The sequence below is a fragment of the Planktothricoides sp. SR001 genome (assembly GCF_001276715.1).
Classification (GTDB): Bacteria; Cyanobacteriota; Cyanobacteriia; order Cyanobacteriales; family Laspinemataceae; genus Planktothricoides; species Planktothricoides raciborskii.
The window spans coordinates 45,418-64,045 of record NZ_LIUQ01000040.1; the positions used below are offsets into that span (position 1 = coordinate 45,418).

17 protein-coding genes are annotated in these 18,628 nt (G+C 43.6%); 13 read left to right on the forward strand and 4 right to left on the reverse strand.

The genetic code is table 11. The annotated features are described in order from the left end of the window. The first annotated feature begins 379 nt into the window (after positions 1-379). Entirely contained in the window at positions 380-889 is a 510-nt protein-coding gene (locus AM228_RS20490; RefSeq protein ID WP_054468724.1) for a PEP-CTERM sorting domain-containing protein, read from the forward strand. Between the two features lie 142 nt (positions 890-1,031). Here the strand turns inward: AM228_RS20490 and AM228_RS20495 are convergent, their stop codons facing one another. Further along, positions 1,032-1,835 carry a glycosyltransferase family 2 protein gene (locus AM228_RS20495; RefSeq protein WP_054468726.1) on the reverse strand — a complete coding sequence of 268 codons (804 nt, stop codon included), beginning with the start codon at positions 1,833-1,835 and terminating at the stop codon, positions 1,032-1,034. 438 nt (positions 1,836-2,273) lie between these two features. Then, a complete protein-coding gene (locus AM228_RS20500) occupies positions 2,274-2,939 on the reverse strand; it encodes a DUF2301 domain-containing membrane protein (protein WP_054468728.1) in 666 nt (221 codons plus the stop codon). Between the two features lie 86 nt (positions 2,940-3,025). Here AM228_RS20500 and AM228_RS20505 point away from each other — a divergent pair, with 86 nt between their 5' ends. Continuing rightward, entirely contained in the window at positions 3,026-3,676 is a 651-nt protein-coding gene (locus AM228_RS20505; RefSeq protein ID WP_054468730.1) for a hypothetical protein, read from the forward strand. Between the two features lie 130 nt (positions 3,677-3,806). On the opposite strand, the gene AM228_RS20510 is transcribed toward AM228_RS20505, so the two are convergent. Further along, positions 3,807-4,601 carry an S-adenosyl-l-methionine hydroxide adenosyltransferase family protein gene (locus AM228_RS20510; RefSeq protein WP_054468732.1) on the reverse strand — a complete coding sequence of 265 codons (795 nt, stop codon included), beginning with the start codon at positions 4,599-4,601 and terminating at the stop codon, positions 3,807-3,809. 149 nt (positions 4,602-4,750) lie between these two features. Between AM228_RS20510 and AM228_RS34395 the strand changes: the two genes are divergently transcribed. The 5 genes from AM228_RS34395 to AM228_RS20530 all read left to right on the forward strand — a co-directional run bounded on the left by AM228_RS34395 (position 4,751) and on the right by AM228_RS20530 (position 9,474). Continuing rightward, positions 4,751-4,906, forward strand: coding sequence for a hypothetical protein (locus AM228_RS34395; protein ID WP_190879277.1), 156 nt, complete (start codon positions 4,751-4,753; stop codon positions 4,904-4,906). A 455-nt stretch (positions 4,907-5,361) separates the two neighbouring features. After that, positions 5,362-6,345 (forward strand): alpha-ketoacid dehydrogenase subunit beta, encoded by a 984-nt coding sequence (locus tag AM228_RS20515; RefSeq protein WP_054468734.1) that lies wholly within the window; start codon positions 5,362-5,364, stop codon positions 6,343-6,345. A gap of 27 nt (positions 6,346-6,372) precedes the next feature. Further along, positions 6,373-7,803: a protein translocase subunit SecD gene (secD, locus tag AM228_RS20520; RefSeq protein WP_054468736.1), complete on the forward strand. Its 1,431-nt coding sequence runs from the start codon at positions 6,373-6,375 to the stop codon at positions 7,801-7,803. Then, a complete protein-coding gene (secF, locus tag AM228_RS20525; protein ID WP_072160870.1) occupies positions 7,803-8,843 on the forward strand; it encodes a protein translocase subunit SecF in 1,041 nt (346 codons plus the stop codon). The genes secD and secF overlap by 1 nt, the downstream gene beginning before the upstream one ends. Before the next feature lie 208 nt (positions 8,844-9,051). Then, on the forward strand, positions 9,052-9,474 hold the full coding sequence (locus AM228_RS20530) for a hypothetical protein (protein ID WP_054468755.1): 423 nt from the start codon (positions 9,052-9,054) through the stop codon (positions 9,472-9,474). Positions 9,475-9,769: 295 nt separating this feature from the next. Here the strand turns inward: AM228_RS20530 and AM228_RS20535 are convergent, their stop codons facing one another. Further along, positions 9,770-10,174 (reverse strand): PPC domain-containing DNA-binding protein, encoded by a 405-nt coding sequence (locus tag AM228_RS20535; RefSeq protein WP_054468738.1) that lies wholly within the window; start codon positions 10,172-10,174, stop codon positions 9,770-9,772. 118 nt (positions 10,175-10,292) lie between these two features. Between AM228_RS20535 and AM228_RS20540 the strand changes: the two genes are divergently transcribed. The 6 genes from AM228_RS20540 to AM228_RS20565 all read left to right on the forward strand — a co-directional run bounded on the left by AM228_RS20540 (position 10,293) and on the right by AM228_RS20565 (position 18,384). Continuing rightward, positions 10,293-11,450 carry an alkaline phosphatase gene (locus tag AM228_RS20540; protein WP_231636885.1) on the forward strand — a complete coding sequence of 386 codons (1,158 nt, stop codon included), beginning with the start codon at positions 10,293-10,295 and terminating at the stop codon, positions 11,448-11,450. Between the two features lie 243 nt (positions 11,451-11,693). Continuing rightward, positions 11,694-13,028, forward strand: a complete 1,335-nt coding sequence (locus AM228_RS20545) for a J domain-containing protein (RefSeq protein WP_054468740.1) — start codon at positions 11,694-11,696, stop codon at positions 13,026-13,028. A gap of 633 nt (positions 13,029-13,661) precedes the next feature. Further along, the gene (era, locus tag AM228_RS20550; protein ID WP_054468742.1) at positions 13,662-14,606 is read left to right on the forward strand and encodes a GTPase Era; all 945 of its coding nucleotides are present in this window, start codon (positions 13,662-13,664) and stop codon (positions 14,604-14,606) included. A 232-nt stretch (positions 14,607-14,838) separates the two neighbouring features. Continuing rightward, complete coding sequence (gene purH, locus AM228_RS20555; protein WP_054468744.1) at positions 14,839-16,404, forward strand: bifunctional phosphoribosylaminoimidazolecarboxamide formyltransferase/IMP cyclohydrolase; 1,566 nt, start codon at positions 14,839-14,841, stop codon at positions 16,402-16,404. A gap of 101 nt (positions 16,405-16,505) precedes the next feature. Further along, positions 16,506-17,192 carry a bifunctional 2-polyprenyl-6-hydroxyphenol methylase/3-demethylubiquinol 3-O-methyltransferase UbiG gene (locus AM228_RS20560; protein WP_054468746.1) on the forward strand — a complete coding sequence of 229 codons (687 nt, stop codon included), beginning with the start codon at positions 16,506-16,508 and terminating at the stop codon, positions 17,190-17,192. A gap of 346 nt (positions 17,193-17,538) precedes the next feature. Beyond that, on the forward strand, positions 17,539-18,384 hold the full coding sequence (locus tag AM228_RS20565) for a transposase (RefSeq protein ID WP_054468748.1): 846 nt from the start codon (positions 17,539-17,541) through the stop codon (positions 18,382-18,384). The last annotated feature ends 244 nt before the right edge of the window (positions 18,385-18,628 follow it).

Below are 18,628 nucleotides of genomic sequence, written 5' to 3' on the forward strand. Positions count from 1 at the left end.
CACCCTCTCTTGCCCCTACACCCTACACCCTACACCCTACACCCTCTCTTCCTCCGCATCCCCGCTCCCCCTGGTTAGGGAGTAGCTTTACAGAATCTTTAAGTAAATTCTAGGAATTCTTCATCAAAACTTTATACTATATCCGCAAAACTACGGTATTATAGAGGAGCGATAGGAAGAGAGAATCTATTCCTTGATGAGCCGAATGCAATTGACTACACATCATAGTTCCATTCTCTCTTCAAATTCTGTAGAAGCCTGAGATAGATATTGAGCTTCTAAGTATAAAAACCAGGACTTATTTCACCGGGGAACGGATTAGTAGAAACGTTTCCTCAGAAACGCAAAGAAAAACAAGTTAAATTGGAGAGCAAGAACTATGAAAAACTTATTTGCAACGGCGATCGGCACCTCTGTATTAACCGCTGGTATCCTGTCCATGTCCGCTCTCGGTGCTTCTGCTGCTACTTTGATTGGTACTTACGACGGCAACGATACAGGTGCTCAAGGTACAGGTATCACGAACCTGGATTCTATCCTTGGTCCCGCTTGGACTCTCGCGGGCAAATCCGATGAAGGGCTTGGCACCTTCTCTTCAGGTGGTGAGGGTAGCCTAACTGGTACATGGTTAACTGGGTTGAGTGGTGCAGGTGCTTTCTCTGTCAAGGCTGCCGATGGTTATCTCCTGTTTGAAACCGATGACATTTCCACAATTAATTGGTCTACCCTGGGTCTGCTGAACAAAGGCGGACAGCAACCCGGACTGTCTCACCTGAGTGTGTACCAAAAAGAAGTTCCTGAACCTCTGACCTTGTTGGGTTCTGGTTTAGCCCTGGGATTTGGTGGTTACTTCCAGAAGAAGCGTAACGCCAAGAAATCTGCCCAGTAATTCTAATGGATGAATCCTTTAAGATAAGGCTAGGGCGTAAACATTACGCCCCTACAATAAATCAACAGAATTAACAGAAACGACATCTGATTTTTCAGGTGTCGTTTCTTTTTGTGTTGGTTTATTCCGGTTGATCCAGTGACTAAATCCCCGGCAAAATACTGGGTTTTTGTATTAACGCTAAACCATCATTAAGTTCCACTTTCCCTTCCATGACGGCGGCTAATTTTCGGGCATCCGCTTCCCGATAATGTCCGGTTCTTAAAAATAAGTCCATGTCCCGTTTAACCGCCGGTTTTAATTGTCCTTGGGGGTCTACTTGTTTGCGTTGATAGGTGGGATCTATTGCGGATTTGCCATAACTCCAGTGGAAATGTTCCGTTAAAATATCGGGGATGTAATGCAGGCGATTGACTCGTTTGGCTAAATCTGTAATCCATAAGTCATCATATAAACATTCAAACATTCCCGTGGTAAAGTAGCCGAGGGTTGAATACCATTGACGGCTGACAATGGGAAATGTACAAAGTTTGACCCCCCAATGTCCCTCGTTAAACCACATACAAAAAATGCGATCGCGATATTTTTGTACTTCTTGGTCCAAGCGAGTATCCCAGCCAGGGGTATTATAAATTTGATCGTCCGCCGCCATAATTAATAAATCTCCTTGAGACTGTTGGGCTAATTCATTCCAACCCTTAGAAATCCCAATCGGATCGCCAACTACAAATAAACAACGGCTTAATGTTTTTAAAGCCAAAGCTTGATTCTGAAATTGTTTTACATAGTCTTCTCTGGTGGGGTCATCCGCATCTAGGTAAAACAAAACTTCGACTCTTTGGGGAATTTGGGCTGTTTCTAATACCGTTAAAATTAAGCGTAGGGCTTGGCTGGGTCTTTGCCTGGTGGGACATAGCAAGGATATTTTTTGCGGCAAAAGTGACATGAAATTCTCGATTTAGTCAATAACAATTTTTATTTTATATTTGTTTATTAGACAATTCTGGCTTTCATGCCGAAGTCGATCTCCCCAACCCTTCGCGCAACGCGTTGCGGATATATGAGGATCCACCGCCATCAGCTTTTTATAATTTTGCCAGAATTGTCTAATATCAAGGTTAACGGTGGGATACTCACCAGAAACCCGGTTTCTCCAGTTATCCGAAAATAAAATAGCCTCTCATTAGCGCGATCGCAAGGGCAAAAACCCGGTTTCTTTGGTGATCTTCATGGCCTCAGAAACCGGGTTTCTCTTCCGAGTCAAATTTAACCATAAATCTAGGGGCAATTCATCCGTTGCCCCTAGTGGATGTACAGGTTATGAGTCCGTCCCGTCCGGGTGATGTGGAAACGATTTCGATTTTTGATGGGACTCTGGCAACCCTTAAGCTTGCACCGAAGGCTTATTTTTCAAATAAGCAAACACACTTTTATCCCCAATATCATCAGGAATGTTTTGAAACAATTTGCGGATGGCAAAAACCAGAAAGAGGATCGCCCAAATTACCACCATGAGTTTTTCTGAGTAGGGTGATAGCCAACCAAGCAAATGTCCTAAGATTAACACTGGGACTAAAGGGGTTAGTATTTTGGTTTCTAGGCGATTAAAACAAAAGGCTTCTTTAAAATAGATCCCGGTCAACGCGGCAAAGGTCGGTCCAATGCCGAATAATGCGATCGGATCGTTGTAAACTGCGATCGCCAAGGGGTCACTACTGGTTAAACAGATCCACACCGCTGTCCCGGCACCGATCAACCAAAATACTTGCAACAGACGGTGTAGGATGGCAAGGTAGATATGGATCATCACCAAACTCACCCCTAAACCTAGGCAAAAGCAAGCATAAAGAGGGGTCAGTAGATTCGTAAAGCCCTCTGTGGTGTAAGGCCATACCACCAATGTGGTACTAATGGCAAAACAAACTGCTGCCACCATCAAGCCACTGCGGTAGATTTTCACCCCCAGGCGATCGCCTGGTGTAATCGTAAATTCACCAAACTGTCCTTGGTAAATTTCAGGTTCAGCCAGGAACTTGTTATGGTTCGTCATCGTTTTATCTCATCTCTAGAACTACGAGGATCCTGAAAAGCAGATCCCACTTATGTCTTATCACAGTCAGCACCGAGGAATGATCGATGTCCAAATCTAATCAACCGGATAAAAAAAGTCTCTCTCAACCAGACCTTCCTTGTTTAATTAAACTTGATGAGGGACTCTTTGGCAGTCGAATTTCCGAGAGAATTTCGCCTGAGATGATCGAACATCAACTACAGAATTTTCTCCAGAAACTTGAAGATTTTAGAATGGTTATAGAGGAAGACGAAACTTGGGATGGAGAAGACTACGACGACTATGAATATGAAGATGTAGATTTTGCCGAATTAGAACCGAAGATAATTTCTATTTTATCTTCTCAAAAAATTAAAGTAAATTGGTTAAATCTACAAAAATATTTAGCTTATTTAAATAAATCAATTCAAACCCCTTGTATTCTGACCGGAAATCAAGAATTTGAGTGGGAAGAATATTATATTTTTGGCCCTGGAACCCCCAAACAACATGAAAAACAGCGCAAAATTAATGCTTCCTATATGGATCGTTTTCAACTCATCGATCTAGTTAAAGAAGTTTCTGAATCTCAAGGAATTATGGCAGAAGTGGAACGATTAAGCGATAAAAAAGTTTTTACTCTGCCTTTATGCCAGCTAGAAGAGGCTGAACCTATCACCGCTAATTATGAGTTAATTGATACTTATGTGACTTGGTTTGAAAATTACCAGGATTAGTTATTTGTTTTTGATTATTTGATTATTAGACAATTCTGGCTTTCATAAGGATCGATCCCACCAACCGATGGCGGTGGATCCGCCATCGGCTTTTTAGCTTGGGAAAGCATTCTTGTCTATTGTATTAATCTTAATTTAAATAACTATAAATTATTTTCACGGTTGCGCCGACTTTTAAGTTAAGTTTGATGGCCGCACTGCCACCATTTACGGCAATTTCCACCCAGCCATGACTGCCCACTAAGGCGATCGCACTTCCAGGGGGAACATCACTATAGGTATTACCGGATTTCATGGTGACATCATTGATAGAAACAGTCCAATTTTTTCCTGGGATTAACTCACCGGGAATATTTGTGACTAGGTTGCCAAAGCGATCGCAATATTGAATACAGCCGATAATTTCTTCGGGGGTGTGAGTATAAGGGGCGATCGCTAATTGCACGAGAGTGGCTGGATCGATAGTTTTTCCCAGGTGGGCGATCGGCACCCCAGAGGCTAAATGAGCGCCCACTGGGGCAAAAATATCTCGACCGTGAAACGTTGCACTCGGTTCAGGGGTGCGCCAATATTCTGGGTTAGTCAATTCCACCGCCGCTAAAACCGTCGAAATACTCAGCCCACTGAATAACCCGTTATCTGGCCCAACCAGAAAGCCGCGATCTAATTGAAGGGCGATCGCTCGTCGCCGACTGCCCACCCCTGGATCCACCACCGCCACATGGACAGTCCCTTTGGGAAAATAAGGATAAGCACTCATCAGACAAAACCGACCCGCTGCCACATCTTGCGGAGGGATATCGTGAGTTAGGTCAATCACCTGAATGTGGGGATTAATGTTGGCGATCGCCCCCTTCATCACCCCAACATAAACATCACTCTGACCAAAATCCGTTAAAAGGGTGATTAAAGATAAATATTGCATATTAGCAATTGGTTGCTCAAAAGAGATTTGGCATTGCCCATTTTCAGATTTATTTAAATTTTAGTAAATTTTGCTACACTTTCCGCAGAATCATGCTATGTTAGAGAAATGTAAGCCATACTTGAAATTTAGTAAAAAAAAAGTCCACCATGAACAAAGAACGTCACAAAATTGTCAAACAAACCGCCGCCGTGCATCGTGAGAACATCCAAAAAAACTTACAGCACCGGCTAGAAATTGCCCGGAGCAAAGGCGATCAACAATTAATTCGTCTACTGGAAGCCGAGGCCAGCTACTTCAACTAAGCTGTAATCTAACAGCTAAAAGATAACAGCTATTTAGTATCTTATTAAAAATAGTTGAAGTTCCTTTCACATAAGTGAAATTTGACTAATCAGAATTTTCACATAATCGCTTTACAAGGGGATTGGCGTCAAGTCAATCCCCTAGTTATTTGGAGTGTAGGGTGTGGGGTGTAGGGAGCGGCGGTTCGGCCCTTCGGCTGCGATCAGGACAGGCTTCGCTCACCGACCGGGGAGCGGGGGAGCAGAGGAGCAGAGGAGAACAACAAACAACCAACAACCAACAATCAACAACCAAAGAATCCCTACCCAACAACCAACAACCAAAGAATCCCTACCCAACAAATAACAAACAACAAATAACAAATAACAAATAAAACAAAAATAATTTCTACTTCCTTCCCAAATCTGAATTATCTCAGGGTAATATTGTTGTTTGACCCATATAAGCTTTGACAATGGCAGAAACGCTCTTTTTTAACGCACTTCGGGAAGCTATTGATGAAGAAATGGCTCGTGACCCCTCAGTGTATGTTCTCGGTGAAGATGTGGGTCACTACGGTGGCTCCTACAAAGTGACGAAAGACCTCTACAAAAAATATGGCGATCTGCGAGTGCTGGACACGCCGATCGCGGAAAATAGTTTTACAGGGATGGCAGTAGGATCCGCCCTCACAGGGTTGCGTCCCATAGTAGAAGGCATGAACATGGGCTTTTTACTGCTGGCATTTAACCAAATTGCCAACAACGCGGGGATGTTACGCTACACTTCCGGTGGAAACTATAAAATTCCGATGGTGATTCGTGGCCCAGGTGGAGTCGGCAGACAGTTGGGGGCAGAACATTCCCAGCGTCTTGAGGCGTATTTCCAAGCGGTGCCCGGTCTAAAAATTGTGGCTTGTTCGACCCCTTACAATGGCAAAGGGTTACTGAAAAGTGCCATCCGTGATGATAACCCCGTCCTATTCTTTGAGCACGTGCTGCTTTACAACCTAAAAGAAAAGCTGCCAACGGAAGAATATCTGCTACCTCTGGATAAAGCAGAAATGGTTCATAAAGGGGCTGATGTGACAATTTTGACCTACTCTCGGATGCGTCATCATGTCATGCAAGCGGTGCCAACGCTGATTAAAGAAGGAATACAACCAGAAGTTATCGATCTAATTTCTTTGAAGCCTTTGGACATGGAAACCATTGGCAACTCGATCCGCAAAACCCATCGGGTGATTATTGTGGAAGAGTGCATGAAAACTGGAGGCATTGCCGCCGAATTAATTGCATCCATTAACGATCACTTTTTTGATGAGTTAGATGCCCCAGTGGTGCGGTTGTCCTCTGTGGACGTCCCGACTCCTTATAATGGCACTCTGGAAAGACTGACCATCGTGCAACCCCCGCAAATTGTTGAAGCTGTTAGAAAAATGGTTGGTTTGCAGGTTTAATCCAGGTAAAACAATGCAGGTAAAACTATGCAAAAGCAGCGTTCTTTATTACTGTTAATTTTGGTTCTGGTCATCGCTGCTGTGACGGTGCTGGTACAAGATCCCATCCGGTTGGGATTGGATCTCCAAGGGGGTGCCCAGCTAACTATCCAGTTGCGACCTTCCGAAGATATCCCCGAAATTACCGTCAGAGAAACCGAAGCGGTTCTCAGTGTCGTGAGAAACCGGGTAGATGCTTTGGGTGTTTCCGAACCCCTCGTGCAAACTATCGGCACGGATCAAATCTTGGTGCAGTTGCCTGGAGTCAGCGATCCCGCCCAAGCGGAACGGGTACTCGGTGGTACTGCCCAGCTAGACTTTCGTGAGGAAACTCGCAATCCTGAAGTCAACGCTCAACTTGAGGTCAGACAGCAAGAGTTACAGCAATTATTGCTAGACCAGGTTGTAGCGAGTCAGAGTGCTTCGGAGGAGGAAAAGCAACTCTTAGAAGCAAAAGTTAAAGAAAAGCAAGCACAGGTTGATGAGTTAATCGATCAACTGTTTCAACGCACAGGTCTAACCGGGAAAAACCTGAAAAATGCCGATCCACAACCAACGAATCAGTCGGGTAGTTGGGGTGTTGGCATTCGGTTTGATGCGGAAGGTGGCAAGCTGTTTGCGGAACTGACCAAAAATATCGCGGGAACAGGTAGGCGCCTGGGCATTTTCCTAGACGATCGCCTCCTGAGTGCCCCCGTGGTTGATGCCCAATACGCAGAAACCGGGATTTCCGGGGGGGCAGCGGAAATTAGCGGTAATTTTACCGTGGAAACGGCCAATGACCTAGCGGTGCAGTTGCGCGGTGGGGCTTTACCCGTGCCGGTGGAAATTGTCGAAAACCGGACCGTGGGCGCAACCCTGGGTCGAGATAGTATCCAAAGCAGTATTTATGCTGGTGTGGTTGGCTTGTTGTTGGTCTTGGTTTTTATGGTGGTTTATTATCGCCTGCCTGGGTTAATTGCCGATATCGCTTTGATGATTTATGCCCTGCTGACTTTGGCCAGTTTTGCTTTACTCGAAGTCACCCTGACCTTACCGGGAATTGCGGGATTTATCCTCAGTATTGGCATGGCGGTGGATGCGAATGTGCTGATTTTTGAGCGGACTAGAGAAGAATTGCGAGCCGGTAAAAGCTTGTATCGTTCGGTAGAGTCTGGATTCTACCGCGCTTTTTCTAGTATTTTGGATAGCAATGTGACCACCCTGATTGCCTGCGGGGCACTATTTTGGTTAGGGGCAGGTTTGGTGAAAGGTTTTGCGTTGACTCTCGCGATCGGGGTGGCGGTGAGTATGTTTACGGCCATTACTTGCAGTCGTACCCTGATGTTTACGGCCATTACCTTTAATGAATTACGCAAACCAGAATTGTTCTGCCCGAACTTGTCCTCTGTAACAAAATATGAAGCCGAGATGCAGTGATGAAATTAAATGTGATTAAACGGCGAACCTTGTGGTGGTTCATTTCCGGAACCGCCATCATTATTGGTTTGCTTTCAATGCTGATTTCGTGGCAACAAATTGGGGCCCCTTTGCGCCCTAGTTTGGATTTTGTCGGTGGGACGCGGTTGCAGCTAGAACTCGACTGTCGTCAACCGGGTTCTTGCGATCGCCCCATTGAACTCGGCACAGTGCGACAAGTCATGGATGCTCAAGGATTAGCCAATAGCAGCATTCAAATTCTCGGCGAACAAAAACGCGCCATATCGATTAGAACATCTGATTTGAATGTGGATCAACGCACCGAGTTAGAAGCGGCCTTAAGCCAAGCTTTGGGAAAATTTGATCCCCAGAAAACTCAGATTGATACCGTTGGCCCGACCATTGGAAAACAACTGTTTGCCTCTGGAATTTTGGCCCTCCTATTGTCCTTGTTTGGGATTATTGTCTATCTAAGTATTCGCTTTCAGTTCGATTATGCCTTTTTTGCGATCGTTGCTCTGATCCATGATGTTTTGGTCACGGTCGGGGGGTTCTCGCTTTTGGGCTTAGTCGCTGGTGTCGAAGTCGATAGTCTATTTATTGTGGCGCTGTTGACGATTATCGGTTTTTCGGTGAATGATACGGTGGTGATTTACGATCGCATCCGGGAAATTTTAAAAGAAAAACCGCAGCAAGATATCAATAAAAGTGTCAACGATGCGGTGAATCAAACTTTGACGCGATCGATTAACACTAGCTTAACCACAACTTTGCCATTGTTGGCGATTTTCTGGTTTGGGGGTGAAACCCTGAAATATTTTGCCCTGGCACTGATTATTGGGTTTATTGCTGGTGCTTATTCTAGTATTTTTGTTGCCAGTACCATGCTGGCTTGGTGGCGCGAGACGCGTTCGCGAAGCGGCGCGGATGCGCGTTCGCGAAGCGGCGCGGATGCGCGTTCGCATCAACCCATGACCGCATCTGCCGAAGGCTTATCAACCTCCGACTCGTCCCTTGACTCCAATGAGTCTGATTTTTAAGTCTAAAAAAACTCGATATTTTCGGAGGAATTGACTCCCCTTTCTTCCTAGCGAGAGAAAGGGGAATCCAGAACCCAGGTGCCTAGAGATGCTCAAGGTGGCGATTCCCTCACCCTCCGCAAGCGGATCGCGCCGCGCTACTGCGAGTGAATCGTATTCTCAGGCCGTAACCCACCGCCCCTACTTCTTTTGTTCTCAAAAAAAGCTCATGCCACCCGCCGATCCAAATGAATTAGAAACAACCAATCTACAAGCCGCCCAAGACTCAACCTTTGCCACCCAGGTAGAAAAGTTGCATCGTCTGACAGTTTATGGACGTTGGGCTTTAGTGAGCGTGATTTGGTTGTTTGTGGGGCTGCCTAGTTTATGGGCTTTGCGATCGGATATTGGGCTAATGTTGGCAAAATTTACCTGGGCAAGTTTACGCTATACCCTCAGTTTGTACTATTCTCCTTTACCGACGATGGGATTATTTTTGTGCATTGGCATGACCACATCGGTATTAGTTTGGCAAAGTCGCAATATCCTGTTTGGTATGCCTCCCGCTGAAAGAAATCGTCTGGAAAAACAGGTTTTACGCATTCGGCAACAAGGGGAATCTCATCCCCTGTGGAAATGGATTTGTAAATAGTTATTTGGGATTGTTTCTGAAGTCATAAAATAATTAAATCTTGAAATATTGAACTCCTTTTTACGTTATACCAATTTTTAAAATTATTGGTAAAATTATATTTATTCCAATTAAAGTTAATACAATTATAGCAATTTTCAGAGTTATGAAGTAAAAAAAACTATCATTCCCGCGCAGGCGGGAATCCAGAAAAAGTATTTCATCCAATAAAACCCGCTATATTTATTAGGGGCGCAATGCTTGCGCCCCTAGGCAGTTTTAATGAGAAACGGTGTCAACAGTATAAAAATTGAGATTACAAGCCATTTCTATCAATTACTTCTAATTCATTGTAGCCTGTTTCTTGATCGAAACTTCTGATAAATTTCAAGTCTTCACTGCTGCCAATGATAATTTCAGCAGTGGTGTAAATAATGCAACCATTCATCAGATGACCGCCAATAATTTTCCCACTGGCATCAGCAACAGCTAGATGAAGATGCAGCCCATTGGGTGACAAAGTTCCCACCAAAGATATAATCTCAAATAGACTTTTAAAAGCTTGACCATAAGGATGACCGGCAAACCGAATTGTCACCTGCTGAAAACTTCCCACTGCTGTCAAAATAAAACCGGATTTCAGATGAGTTTTGTTCACAAAATCGGTTAAACTTTTTTTTAAATCTTCATTCGGTTTTAACCGCAAAGCAAACACTTTCATACGACGTAATCCAACAACCCTAAGAAAATATTAAACGCTATTCTACAAAAGTTTATGATAGAAGATGATTTTAGTCTCCAAAATTTGCTAGAACATATATAACCTATCATAATAAATAATGATGAAATCCTTACAAAGAGATCGACGTTATCGGGTTGCCCTTTTTACGTCCTTCTGCGTAGCTTGTGCATCTTGTGTTGCAGCCTCTTCCACTGGCTCAACCATAGCACAGAGCAGAGTATGGACAACCCATGAAGGCAAGCAGGCACCAAAAAACGTGATTCTGTTGATCGGTGATGGCATGGGGCCAGAACAAGTGAAAGCAGCGGGAATGTACGCTCATGGCACCCCAGGGAAGCTTTCGTTTGAGCAATTTCCCCATCAAGGAGAAGTGACGACTTACTCGGCAAATAACTCAATTACCGATTCGGCAGCGGGCGGTACAGCGATCGCTACTGGGGTAAAAGTGAACAATGGGGTGATTAGCATGGCCATTCCTGGGGATGGTCAACCCCTGAAAACAGTGCTAGAAAAATACCAAGCAGCGGGGAAAAGCGCTGGGTTAGTCACGACTACGGAAATGACTCATGCCACTCCAGCGGCTTTTGCTGCTCATCAACAAGGTCGCAGTCAACAAGCGGAAATCGCCCAACAATATCTCAATACCACCCGTCCAGAGGTACTCTTTGGCGGCGGGGGTGCGGGGATGTCCCCGAAAGCCGCCAAGTCTGCGGGTTATACGGTGGTGATAAACCGGCAACAGATGCAGGCTTTAGACACGGAAACGGTGACGCGGGTTTCTGGACAATTTGGCCAAGGTCATTTGCCTTATGAGTCTGACGGAGTTGGTGATTTACCCCATTTGCGAGAGATGGCCAAAACCGCCTTGAATATTTTGGATAATGACCCGGATGGTTTATTTCTGATGATCGAAGGGGGACGGATCGATCATGCGGGGCATGAGAATCACCTGCAACGAAATGTGATGGAAACTTTGCAGTTCGCCGAGACGGTGGCGGAAGTGTTCAAATGGGCAGAAAATAACCCGGATACGCTGATTATTGTCACCGCTGACCACGAAACTGGCGGGTTAAAAGTGTTAAAAAATAATGGTCAAGGTCAATTTCCCCAGGTTTCTTGGTCTAGTCACGATCACACAGGAGCGAATGTGGGGATTTATGGTTGGGGTCCTAATAGCGATCAAGTTTCTGGCACTATGGAGAATACAGATGTCTTTTATCTATTGCTGGGTCAGCAATATGTTACTGGGGATTAGAAGCGATCGCCCGCAATAGTCGCCCGCAATAGTCGCCCACAATATTCGCCCGCAATATTCGCCCGCAATAGTCGCCCACAATATTCGCCCACAATAGTAGAGTTGAAAAACCGGTTTTTTTACCCAAAAAAAGCAAGTTTTTTTAAAAAAATTAGGGTTAAAATCCTGTTTTTAATTACTTAAAAACGGATCACTTAATCTCTATTTTTCATTGTTGCTCGAAATCACGGAACCTCATATGATATGTTTAAAAAACAAAATTATTATCAAATTTTGGGAGTTAGCAAGACTGCCACTCTCGAAGAAATTAAAAAAGCTTATCGGCGGCTGGCTGTCCAATATCATCCTGATGTAAATCCCTCTGACGAAACCGGAGATTTTTTTAAGGAAATTACCCGAATTTATGATATTTTGAGGAATCCCTTGGAGCGGGAAAAGTATGACCAAGAGTTAGCCCAAGCATCCTTAAACGAAGTAGAGTTTACCAGCAAAGTCTCTGAACCAGACGTTGAAGTTAATTTAAAAGATAAGCAAGCTGTAAATTTTTATCAACAAGGCTTAAAAAAAAGCCAGAAATTAAATTATCAAGAGGCGATCGCGGATTATACGGAAGCCTTAAAATTAAATCCAGAATTAGTCGAGGCTTATTATCAACGCGGGTTTGCCCAATCCCAACTGAGCAATCACCGTGAGGCATTCGCTGATTATACGGAAGCGTTACACCGCAATGATCAAATACCCGAAATTTATTATTATCGCGGATTAACTCGGTTTAAATTGGCGAATATTACCGGAGCGTTGGAAGATTTAAACCAAGCGATCGCGATGAATCCTCATTATGCAGCAGCTTATTATCATCGGGGCTTAGTTTACCAGGAAATTGCCGAAAAGAAAGCGGCAAAAGTAAACTTGAAGCAAGCGGCTAAAGAATTTTTGACCCAAGGCGATCGCTTTCACTATCGGCAGACCTTAAATGCCTTAGAAAATCTGCAAAAAACTTTAACCATCATTGACAAAACCCCACCCCCATTCAGGTTACTTTTGCAAATCCTCAAAACTTGGCGGGCTTTTGCTTTCAATCCCATTGAGGGGTTATTTCCGGCGTTTATTAAGTTGGGAAATCGACAAGCGATCGCCGTGGGGATTGGCTTTGCTCTCATCTTTAATCTATGCTTTGTATTGGGCATGGTATTGGGCATGGCTACGGTTTGGCAGAAGATTTTCCCGTTCACCAATTTACCGATATCGACTTTAATCATTATCGGCTTCTTCCCGGTTTTGAGTTTAACCGGGGCTAGTGGTTTAATGCGGATAATTTTTCAAGGGAATGGCAGTTTTTCTGGGGATTTATTTATCTCCACTGCCAGTTTATTGCCCTTGGGTTTATGGGTGTTATGGGGGGGGTTAATCCAAAATGGGATGGCGATCGCCATTCTGGGAATCTTTGCCACCAACTATACAATCCTCACCCTTTATACTGGCTGCCATGAAATTTCTCTTATGTCTAGCAGCAAATCCGTTTTTACTACACCGATTCTATTATTTCTCGGTTTGCTGCCATTGATGTTGATTGCCTAAGCGGATTTTGCCGATGATTTTCCTGGATTATTGACAGAAAAATCAACCTATGGCTCGTTAATTATTACGTATCAGTTATTGTTTATTGAGTATTGGTGATTAAATATTAGTGATGGGCGGTAGCGATGGGCCGTAGTAATGGGCGGTTCAGAAATAGATGACAGGAACACAAATCACAAATTTATCCAGCCCGTTATCCGGGATTCGTTAACCGGATTTGGGAGCTAATCGATTTGTGGATCGGCAGGGAATTAGCGGACTTGATGTTCAAGCTGATAGGGGAGAGGGACTCCAGATACCGAACAGGATTTAGAACCCCGCTGTTCTCCGCTAGGCGTACTTAAAATTGCATCAAGTAACCTGGTTTCGTATAATGAAAAATAAGTAATTATACCGAATATTTAGGAATAATTAACCATTTTTAGGGCTAAAACTTACGTAAAAATACGGAAGTTTTTTTTGAATAAAATCTCATAAATTTCTGATATCATAGAAAACAGTGAAAAACGATATAGCCTCGATAGTCTTGCAGAAATCAAGAATTACTGTAGGGTGGCGATTGTCCGTGGGAAATTTTTTTTGATAAATAAGTATATTATCTTAAAATAAAAATAAAATGGAAAGATATGTGATATGTATTCTGATGAGATGAACCTAATCCCTACGGCTCCCGTTGATTTTAAGTCTGGTTTTATCGCGATCATTGGCAGACCTAATGTGGGCAAGTCAACGATTATGAACTATCTTGTGGGGCAAAAAATTGCGATTACTTCTCCGATCGCCCAGACGACCCGCAACCGTTTGCGGGGGATTTTAACCACCCCAGAATTCCAAATAATTTTTGTGGATACGCCGGGAATTCATAAGCCGCATCATGAGTTGGGGAAAGTTTTGGTAAAAAATGCCCAAAATGCCATTAAGTCGGTGGATATTGTGCTGTTTGTGGTGGATTCTTCCGTGGAATGTGGAGGAGGCGATCGCTTTATTGCGGAGTTTCTCAGTCAAACCAAAACTCCAGTCATCCTCGGATTAAATAAACAAGACCAGCAACCAGAAGACCCTCAGAAAATTGCCCTGTTAGATCGGACTTATCAAGAAATGGCTAAGTTGAATAAATGGGCAATGGTGAAGTTTTCGGCGGTGACTGGTAATGGTCTTGATGATTTATTATCCTTGCTTAAAGAAAAGCTGCCCAATGGTCCCTATTATTACCCCCCTGATTTGGTGACAGATCAGCCGGAACGATTTATTATGGGTGAATTAATTCGCGAGCAAATTTTGCATCTCACTCGTGAAGAGATTCCTCATTCGGTGGCGGTGGGAATTGACCAAGTGGAAGAATCTCCCGAAATTACTCGTGTTTTAGCCACCATTTATGTAGAGCGAGATTCCCAAAAAGGAATTCTGATTGGCAGAAAAGGAGCTATGCTCAAAGAAGTGGGCATCGCTGCCCGGGAACAAATGCAAAAATTAATTAATGGCAAAGTTTATCTGGAGATGTTTGTCAAAGTCCAACCAAAGTGGCGACAATCTCGGCATTTTTTGACAGATTTTGGTTATCGAATTGAGCGGGATTAGTTAAAATGTTATTGGTTATTGGTTATTAGTTGTTGGGTGTTGGTTGTTAGTTATTGGTTATTAGTTATTTGAAGGATGGCAATCCCATAACGAGTAACCAATAACCAATAACAGTAAAGATAAAAACCAAAGCATAAAAACCAAAGCAAATCTTACATTTCCGAGACAATATCAGAGTTCGTTTTATTCTAAGTAACGTAAACTAGCCGATAGATTTTTACGAGGATAAGTCATGGCGCGTCTAGCACTGCTGAGTACATCAGATAAAACTGGCTTAATCGAGTTTGCCCGTCAATTAGTTCAAGACTTTGAATTTGACTTGATCAGCAGTGGCGGAACCGCAAAAGCCTTAAAAGATGCCGGTTTACCCGTGACCAAAGTGGCAGACTATACCGGGTCTCCAGAAATTTTGGGGGGTCGGGTGAAAACGTTGCATCCCCGGATTCACGGGGGAATTTTGGCGAGACGCGATTTGCCAGAAGATATCGCCGATTTACAGAATAGCGATATTCGCCCGATTGATTTGGTGGTGGTAAATCTTTATCCGTTTGAGCAAACGATCGCCAAACCGGATGTATCTTATGCCGATGCCATTGAAAATATTGATATTGGGGGGCCAACCCTGTTGCGGGCTGCGGCCAAAAATCACGCTCATTTGACGGTACTTTGCGAACCAGACCAATATGAGGGGTATTTACAGGAAATGCGGAAAAATCAGGGAGAAGTCTCTCTAGCTTTCCGCCAAGTCTGTGCCCAAAAAGCGTTCTGGCATACGGCAACTTATGACCAGGCGATCGCAACTTACCTGGTTAATCAACCATTGGTTGCTTCTTTGGAAGATAACCCTCTGCCCCCTCGGTTTGGCATGGCCGGTCAACAAAAACAGGCATTGCGTTATGGGGAAAACCCCCATCAAACGGCGGCATGGTATCAAGTCGGATTAACGCCTACGGGATGGGCAGCAGCAAAACAACTGCAAGGGAAAGAACTTAGTTATAACAATTTGGTGGATTTGGAAGCCGCCCGACGGATTATTTGTGAGTTTATCGATCCGGAATATCCTCCGGCTGCGGCCATTTTGAAGCATACTAATCCCTGCGGCGTGGCGTTTGGTAATACCTTGGTTGAAGCTTACGAAAAAGCTTTAGCTGCGGATCCGATTTCCGCTTTTGGTGGCATTGTGGCGGTGAACCGGCCTCTGGATGCAGCGACGGCAACGGAGATGAAAAAGCTATTTTTAGAATGTATTGTTGCCCCAAGTTGTGAGCCGGAAGCGGAAGAATTGCTCCAGAAGAAATCTAAGTTACGAGTGCTGACTTTGCCGGATTTAATCAGTGGTCCAAAGCAAGTGATTAAGGCGATCGCGGGTGGTTTTCTGGTGCAAAATACCGATGATGCGGTGGAAAATCCCAGTGAATGGAAAGTGGTGACGAAAAAGCAACCTACCGAGGATCAGTTGCAAGAGTTGCTGTTTGCTTGGAAGGTGGTGAAGCACGTTAAATCTAATGCTATTGTCGTGACTCGCGATCGCACTACCTTGGGAGTGGGCGCCGGTCAAATGAACCGGGTCGGGGCGGCGAAAATTGCCCTGGAACAAGCGGGAGAAAAAGCCAAAGGTGCGGTGCTCTCTAGTGATGCCTTTTTCCCCTTTGATGATTCGGTACGGACCGCAGTGGCTGCGGGAATTGAGGCGATCGTCCAACCCGGTGGCAGTCTCCGCGACCAAGACTCTATTGATGCTGCTGATGAATTGGGCATCGTCATGGTCTTTACCGGAATGCGTCACTTCTTACATTAAATCAGCTATCCTCCTGTTAGTCTTCTGTGCTATTTGTGTCTGAGGTGGTTCATTTTCCCCACTTCAGACACAGAAGACACAGATATTTTTTGAGTAAAAATATGTTTGAAGAACAACCAAAAACCCTGCAACAAAAAGTTAAGTTACTCGCCACTGAAGCGTTACAGAAATCCGAGCATTCCGCTTGGTTTGATGTGTTATATTCCCAAGCAAATAAGGATGCCAGTCAAGTTCCTTGGGCTAAGTTAACCGCTCATCCTTATTTACAAGATTGGCTGAATGACCAAATTATTCAGGGTCAAGGAAAGTCGGCATTAGTGATTGGTTGTGGCTTAGGAGATGATGCAGAAACTTTGGCAGACCTGGGGTTTCAGGTGACGGCTTTTGATATTTCCCCCACAGCGATCGCCTGGGCAAAGGAACGATTTCCTAATTCCCCAGTTAACTATGTGGTAGCGGATTTATTGGCTTTAAATCCCGATTGGCAGGGGAAATTTGATTTCGTATTTGAATGTCGCAATATCCAAGCATTGCCCTTGAATATTCGCGAAAAAGTTATTAATGCGATCACGCCTTTAGTCGCTCCTGGTGGCACTTTATTAGTGATTACTAGAATTCGTGACTTTGATGCCCAACCCGATGGCCCGCCTTGGCCATTATCAGAAACAGAATTAGCCCAGTTTCAGAAATTTGGCTTATCAGAAATTAGCCGTCATACATTCATTGAAAGCGAACATCATCAGGTGGAACAGGTCAGAATTGAATATAAGTTAAATGTTGAAAGTTAAATTTTTATTTTCTCATTCAAGCAGGACAAGTCATTGCCTTGTCCTTTTTTTTGCCTGGGTTCAATATATCAATATCTAGGGTTTTCATATTTGATGTACAAAAAGCGATCGGTTCTCTGGAAGCTTAGAAATTTATCATATTTCTGATTTAGGGTATCGCTTGTTTTTTACTTTTCCTGGTTTACAGTTAATCATCAGTTGTTTTGATTGACATAAAAATATATTATTATCATTTTTTTCAATATCAATGAATAATGAATAATGAATTAAATTATAAAAATTAAAATTTTCAAAAAAATGTTATTATTTTATTAGGAAAAACCTAAATTATTCCCTAAATAAAAATATGACTAAAACAGCCGATATTGGGAGTAAAAGATTAATTAGCCTAGAACCAGAAAAATGGGTGAAATGGCTCACGTCATTTGCTGATGTACAAGTCCGAGAAATTGTGAACTCGGATTTCCAATGGATTAGCCGAGAAGGGGACGTATTAGTCCGCGCTTATAGCCCCGAATATGGGGAATTCTTGCTACTCAATGAGTTACAATTATATTACACAGGAAAAATGCCCCGGCGAATCAGAGCTTATGTTGCCTTGGCAGAAGAAAAGTATCAACTACCTGTATATCCAGTATTGGTAAATATTCTTCAAAGTAGTTATGCCAATATTCCCCAGGGTTACTTTTCCGAATTTGCCGGTTTACAAGCGCGTCAAGACTATCGAGTAATTAACCTGTGGGAAGTGAATGCGGAAATAGTTTTTGAGCGATCGCTGACCGCACTTTTGCCCTTTGTTCCCGTTTTAAAAGGAGGTGGAGAAAAATCAACCGTACAACGAGCTTTGCGATTGTTACGTAATGACGAAAAACTCAGCGACCTGGAAACTCTTTTGGCGTTTTTTGCTACCTTTGTTTTAGAAAGTAGCGTTGTGCAACAAATAATGAGGTGGGATATGGCAGTATTACAAAAATCTCCCTGGTATCAAGAAATTTTGAATCAAGGAGTTCAACAAGGACGAGAAGAAGGACTTTTATCCGCGATCGCCCTGGGATTAGAATTAAAATTTGGGGAAACCGCATTAGAACTGATGCCCGCAGTTTCTCAAATTAAAAATGTGGAACGCTTGACGGAACTGAAGGACGCAATTAAAACCGTCAATAGTCTGGCAGAATTCCAGCGAATGATTTAATATTTATTGCCGGTTATTGGTTATTACTTATTTCGGGCAAACAGCCAATAATAAATAACCAATAACGAACAGGGAACAGGGAACAGGGAACGGGGAACGGGGAACGGGGAACAAGCAACAGGCAATATTCCCCGTTCCCTGATAACTGTTACCCGTTCTCCTTTTCACTTTCCCCAATCAAAGAATCCCTACCCAAAGAATCCCTGCCCAACAACAAATAACCAACAACGGTAGGGGTCGATGG

Bases quoted from the DNA above. Each gene is read 5' to 3' on its own strand.
- AM228_RS20490 (WP_054468724.1), top strand. From the start codon at position 380: ATGAAAAACTTATTTGCAACGGCGATCGGCACCTCTGTATTAACCGCT.
- AM228_RS20495 (WP_054468726.1), bottom strand. From the start codon at position 1,835: ATGTCACTTTTGCCGCAAAAAATATCCTTGCTATGTCCCACCAGGCAA.
- AM228_RS20500 (WP_054468728.1), bottom strand. From the start codon at position 2,939: ATGACGAACCATAACAAGTTCCTGGCTGAACCTGAAATTTACCAAGGA.
- AM228_RS20505 (WP_054468730.1), top strand. From the start codon at position 3,026: ATGTCCAAATCTAATCAACCGGATAAAAAAAGTCTCTCTCAACCAGAC.
- AM228_RS20510 (WP_054468732.1), bottom strand. From the start codon at position 4,601: ATGCAATATTTATCTTTAATCACCCTTTTAACGGATTTTGGTCAGAGT.
- AM228_RS34395 (WP_190879277.1), top strand. From the start codon at position 4,751: ATGAACAAAGAACGTCACAAAATTGTCAAACAAACCGCCGCCGTGCAT.
- AM228_RS20515 (WP_054468734.1), top strand. From the start codon at position 5,362: ATGGCAGAAACGCTCTTTTTTAACGCACTTCGGGAAGCTATTGATGAA.
- secD (WP_054468736.1), top strand. From the start codon at position 6,373: ATGCAAAAGCAGCGTTCTTTATTACTGTTAATTTTGGTTCTGGTCATC.
- secF (WP_072160870.1), top strand. From the start codon at position 7,803: ATGAAATTAAATGTGATTAAACGGCGAACCTTGTGGTGGTTCATTTCC.
- AM228_RS20530 (WP_054468755.1), top strand. From the start codon at position 9,052: ATGCCACCCGCCGATCCAAATGAATTAGAAACAACCAATCTACAAGCC.
- AM228_RS20535 (WP_054468738.1), bottom strand. From the start codon at position 10,174: ATGAAAGTGTTTGCTTTGCGGTTAAAACCGAATGAAGATTTAAAAAAA.
- AM228_RS20540 (WP_231636885.1), top strand. From the start codon at position 10,293: ATGATGAAATCCTTACAAAGAGATCGACGTTATCGGGTTGCCCTTTTT.
- AM228_RS20545 (WP_054468740.1), top strand. From the start codon at position 11,694: ATGTTTAAAAAACAAAATTATTATCAAATTTTGGGAGTTAGCAAGACT.
- era (WP_054468742.1), top strand. From the start codon at position 13,662: ATGTATTCTGATGAGATGAACCTAATCCCTACGGCTCCCGTTGATTTT.
- purH (WP_054468744.1), top strand. From the start codon at position 14,839: ATGGCGCGTCTAGCACTGCTGAGTACATCAGATAAAACTGGCTTAATC.
- AM228_RS20560 (WP_054468746.1), top strand. From the start codon at position 16,506: ATGTTTGAAGAACAACCAAAAACCCTGCAACAAAAAGTTAAGTTACTC.
- AM228_RS20565 (WP_054468748.1), top strand. From the start codon at position 17,539: ATGACTAAAACAGCCGATATTGGGAGTAAAAGATTAATTAGCCTAGAA.